The 3,771-nt window shown below is 66.0% G+C and carries 6 protein-coding genes; 5 read left to right on the forward strand and 1 reads right to left on the reverse strand.

All coding sequences use genetic code 11. From position 1 onward, the window contains the following. Positions 1-258: 258 nt before the first annotated feature. Genes rplN through WAW85_RS15490 form a run of 4 tightly spaced genes read left to right on the forward strand, consistent with a single transcriptional unit; the run spans position 259 to position 1,714 of the window. The gene (rplN, locus tag WAW85_RS15475; RefSeq protein WP_422560477.1) at positions 259-627 is read left to right on the forward strand and encodes a 50S ribosomal protein L14; all 369 of its coding nucleotides are present in this window, start codon (positions 259-261) and stop codon (positions 625-627) included. A 1-nt stretch (position 628) separates the two neighbouring features. Then, on the forward strand, positions 629-946 hold the full coding sequence (rplX, locus tag WAW85_RS15480; RefSeq protein ID WP_422560478.1) for a 50S ribosomal protein L24: 318 nt from the start codon (positions 629-631) through the stop codon (positions 944-946). Positions 947-948: 2 nt separating this feature from the next. Beyond that, the gene (rplE, locus tag WAW85_RS15485) at positions 949-1,527 is read left to right on the forward strand and encodes a 50S ribosomal protein L5 (protein ID WP_422560479.1); all 579 of its coding nucleotides are present in this window, start codon (positions 949-951) and stop codon (positions 1,525-1,527) included. Between the two features lies 1 nt (position 1,528). Then, the gene (locus WAW85_RS15490; protein ID WP_105943221.1) at positions 1,529-1,714 is read left to right on the forward strand and encodes a type Z 30S ribosomal protein S14; all 186 of its coding nucleotides are present in this window, start codon (positions 1,529-1,531) and stop codon (positions 1,712-1,714) included. A 281-nt stretch (positions 1,715-1,995) separates the two neighbouring features. Here the strand turns inward: WAW85_RS15490 and WAW85_RS15495 are convergent, their stop codons facing one another. Then, complete coding sequence (locus WAW85_RS15495; RefSeq protein WP_422560480.1) at positions 1,996-2,223, reverse strand: hypothetical protein; 228 nt, start codon at positions 2,221-2,223, stop codon at positions 1,996-1,998. Positions 2,224-2,409: 186 nt separating this feature from the next. Between WAW85_RS15495 and WAW85_RS15500 the strand changes: the two genes are divergently transcribed. Then, a partial coding sequence (locus WAW85_RS15500; protein WP_422560481.1) for a PEP/pyruvate-binding domain-containing protein occupies positions 2,410-3,771 on the forward strand: 1,362 nt, incomplete at its 3' end.

The following is a 3,771-nucleotide window of genomic DNA, read 5'->3' on the forward strand; positions in this document are numbered from 1 at the left end:
GTTCTGGGTTCACCGAAGTGGCCTGCTGCGCGGGCTGATTTGGTGCTGACCAGTGCTGACACCTACACTTGAACGGTTGCCTGCGGTGCGTGCACCGCGAATCGGCTCGTGAACCCACTGAAGACAATCCTTGCGTGCGGGAGAGAATCCTTGCTTACGGGGAAAGTCCCAGGCAGGCGCGTGTTTCGATGGCAGCAGACCGCGTGCGTCGGGTCGGTAATCCGGCGCACATTTCAGTCCAGGTCAAGGAGACCACTAGTGATTCAGCAGGAATCGCGCGTGCGGGTCGCCGACAACACCGGTGCAAAGGAAGTCCTTTGCATTCGTGTGCTCGGCGGATCCAAGCGTCGCTACGCCGGCGTGGGTGACGTGATCGTCGCTACCGTCAAGGATGCCATCCCCGGCGGAAACATCAAGAAGGGTGAGGTCGTTAAGGCCGTCATCGTGCGCACCGTCAAGGAGCGCCGTCGCCCGGACGGTTCGTACATCAAGTTCGATGAGAACGCGGCCGTCATCCTCAAGAACGAGACCGAGCCTCGCGGCACGCGCATCTTCGGCCCGGTGGGTCGCGAACTGCGTGACAAGAAGTTCATGAAGATCGTGTCGCTTGCTCCGGAGGTGATCTGACATGAAGGTGCACAAAGGTGACACTGTGATCGTCATTGCGGGCAAGGACAAGGGCGCCAAGGGCAAGGTCATCGAGGCCTACCCGAAGCGCGAACGCGTCCTCGTCGAAGGCGTCAACCGCATCAAGAAGCACACCGCGCAGTCGGCCAACGAGCGCGGTGCCGAGTCCGGCGGAATCGTGACCCAAGAAGCCGCGATCCACATCTCGAACGTGATGGTCGTCGATTCCGAGGGCAACCCGACCCGTGTCGGTTACCGGATCGATGAGGAGACCGGCAAGAAGGTCCGCATCTCCCGCAAGACCGGGAAGGACATCTGAGCATGACCACTTCTGAGAAGATTCAGCCGCGTTTGAAGACTCGCTACCGCGAGGAGATCAAGGGCCAGCTGAACAACGATTTCAACTACGACAACGTGATGCAGATCCCGGGTGTCGTGAAGGTTGTCGTGAACATGGGTGTCGGTGACGCCGCCCGCGACGCCAAGCTGATCAACGGTGCCGTCGCCGACCTGGCGCTCATCACCGGTCAGCAGCCCGAGATCCGCCGGGCCCGCAAGTCCATCGCACAGTTCAAGCTGCGCGAGGGCATGCCGATCGGCGCCCGCGCCACGCTGCGCGGCGACCGCATGTGGGAGTTCCTCGATCGCCTGGTGTCGGTTGCGCTTCCGCGTATCCGTGACTTCCGCGGCCTGAGCGACCGCCAGTTCGACGGCAACGGCAACTACACCTTCGGCCTGAACGAGCAGTCGATGTTCCACGAGATCGATATCGATTCGATCGACCGCCCCCGCGGTATGGACATCACCGTCGTCACCTCGGCCACCAACGACGAGGAAGGCCGCGCACTGCTCAAGGCGCTGGGCTTCCCGTTCAAGGACTCGAACGCGAAGGACAACTGACATGGCAAAGAAGGCGCTGCGGATCAAAGCCGCCAAGAAGCCGAAGTTCGCGGTGCGTGGTTACACGCGCTGCAACAAGTGCGGTCGCCCGCACTCGGTGTACCGCAAGTTCGGCCTGTGCCGAATCTGCCTCCGCGAGATGGCACACGCCGGCGAACTGCCGGGCGTGCAGAAGTCGAGCTGGTGATTTCTTAGCCGACGCGGTTCGCCGCTGACGCTTGACGACGGCCCCGTCTCCCCTCGCGGGAGGCGGGGCCGTCGTGCATCGTGGGCCGGGACTACGCTGCCCTTGCTGCCAGTGCAGCTGGCGGGGCCTACTTGAGGCGCTCCTCCTCTTTGCGCTCGAGGTACTCGCGCTCGTCCTGGCGCGCCTTCTCTTCGCGCTCGATGCGCATTTCTTCTTCGGTCTTGTCGCTCATCGGTGCTCCCAGGTGTCGGTGGTCTTCGTGGAGTGAACAGTACCGGCGATTAGCCGCGTTTGCGGCCGACGAGCAGGTAAAGCGCGGGCAGGGCGCCCATCGAACTGATCACCGAGAGTCCGGCCGCCCACAGCCACTTGGGACCGTTGACGTCGTCGTTCGCGCGTCCCGCGAGATCGCGGCCAGCCCACACCCGCAGTCCCGCGTCGGCGGCCGCGACCGAGACAAGGGCGACCTTGGCGCCGTCGGACATGTCGTTCCACTTCTTCTTGGCCATCAAAACTCCCGAGTTGGCGAATAGCGTTGGGGCAATTGCCCGATGACCTCACCGTACCGGGCGGCCGGGGCTGCGGACCAGACGATCGCGCCGTGCCTCTGCGATGACCGGGACTTTGGTCTCATGACCGAATCGCGGCGCTCTCGTAGGCTGTGGGGCAGATCACCAACATCAAGGGGAGGCGCAGTGGCGCAGCAGTGGGTTCGGAATCTTCGCGAGCTGGGGTTAAGCGATGCGCCCTCAGTCGGGGGGAAGGGCGGCAATCTGGGCGAGCTGATCCGCGCCGGCTTTCCGGTGCCGGGCGGGTTCGTCGTCACCAAGGAGGCGTACCTCGCCGCGATGGAGGGCGCGGGCGTGCGCGGCCAGCTTGCCGGGCAGGCACTGCCGCCGGCCGGAGTGACCGAGTACGAGCTGCTGGCGATCGCCGACGATCTACGCACCACGGTGTCTCAGGTCGCGATGCCCGACGCCATTGCCGCGCAGATCGTCGCCGCCTACGACGAGCTCGGCGCCGACCGGCGGGTCGCCGTTCGGTCCTCGGCACCCGCCGAGGACGCCGCCGACACGTCGTTTGCCGGTATCCACGACAGCTTTACCGACATTGAGGGCCCCGCGGCGCTCCTCGAGGCGATCAACCGATGCTGGATGTCGCTGTGGTCGGCGCGCGCCATGACCTACCGCAAGGTGCAGCACGTCACCGACGAGCCGTCGGTTGCCGTCGTCGTGCAGCTGATGGTCGACTCGCTCAGCGCCGGGGTGATGTTCACCGTCGACCCGCTCACGGGTGACCCGGACCGCATCATGGTCGAAGCCGCGCTCGGCCTCGGCGAGGTGGTGGTCGGCGGCCAGGTGGAACCGGATACCTATGTGGTGCGCAAGGCCGAGCCGCGCGCCGTGCTCAGTGCCCACCTGGGTGCCCAAGAGTTCCAGTTCGTCGCCGGGCAGAGCGCCGACGAGATCCCGGAAGCGATCGCCGAAGCCGATCGCGGTGGCCGGGTGCTCACCGACAGTCAGGTGCTGGCCGTTGCTCAGCTCGGAGTCGACGCCGAGGAACACTACGGGGTGCCGCAGGATATGGAGTTCTCGTTCTGCGTGCCCGCAGGCGGTTCCCGCGCCGACGGTGAACTCGATCTGTACATCGTGCAGTCCCGGCCGATCACCACGCTGGGCCCCTCGACAGGCTCGGGGAGCGGGACAGGCTCGGGGAGCGCGGTGGGCTCGGGGGGCGGGGGCGGCGGGGAGCTGTTGGTCACCGGCCTCGGTGCCAGTCCGGGCGTCGCGAGCGGACGCGTGCGCATCCTGCGCGAGGTGTCCGATGCGGGCAGTTTGAACGACGGCGACGTGTTGGTCGCCCCGATGACCCGTCCCGACTGGCTGCCGGTGCTGCGGCGCGCGTCGGCGATCGTGACCGACGGCGGCGGGATCACCTGCCACGCGGCGATCGTCGGACGCGAGCTGGGCAAACCTGTGGTGGTCGGGGCACGTGGAGCCACGGGCACTCTCGTCGAGGGCGCCCTAGTCACGGTGGATGGCAGCGCGGGCACGATC

Source organism: Gordonia sp. (in: high G+C Gram-positive bacteria), from assembly GCF_049299075.1.
Taxonomy (GTDB): Bacteria; Actinomycetota; Actinomycetes; order Mycobacteriales; family Mycobacteriaceae; genus Gordonia.